The organism is Aneurinibacillus aneurinilyticus ATCC 12856 (genome assembly GCF_000466385.1).
Taxonomy (GTDB): domain Bacteria; phylum Bacillota; class Bacilli; order Aneurinibacillales; family Aneurinibacillaceae; genus Aneurinibacillus; species Aneurinibacillus aneurinilyticus.
Genome location: NZ_KE952791.1, coordinates 1 through 501 on the forward strand (window position 1 = coordinate 1; position 501 = coordinate 501).

The 501-nt window shown below is 36.1% G+C and carries 1 protein-coding gene; it reads right to left on the minus strand.

Features of this window, described 5'->3' with window-relative positions:
• Window positions 1-501 (minus strand): nuclease/transposase family protein (locus HMPREF0083_RS28750; RefSeq protein ID WP_476726775.1); only part of this gene is annotated, 501 nt, incomplete at both ends.

The window sequence follows — 501 nt, forward strand, 5'->3', positions numbered from 1 at the left end:
GGAATAATGCGAACTTCCTTCAATTTCTTCCCTTCTAATCGAGCAGGAAAAGGAATCAGAATATCTTGATACTCTGGGTGAATTTTCTTATAGGCATTGGAAACAGCCACACGAAAGAAGCCATCTTTAATGGCAATGGCATTGGTTGAGAAGATTAGGGTAAACAATCCATCTTTCTTTAAATACTTTGGCATTTTACTATCTTGAAAGCGATAATCGCCCTTTTTTGCTTTCTTAATTAAGTTGAAGAAACTCTTAAAAGAACGATCAACGACTTTCAAAATTTGTTGAGAAACCCCTGCTTGAAGTCGTTTATAGTTTTCATTTGTTTTGGCTGCATGATAGTTGGATTCATACTTCAAAAAGGTTTTCTCTGCAAAGTAGTGCTGGCGAATATTGTACAGACCTACATTGTACAGGTTTTTAGCATAGTGACACATTTCTCTTAATTGCTGAAACTGCTCTTTAGAAAGACCTCGAATTTGATTGCTTTGGGTCAGA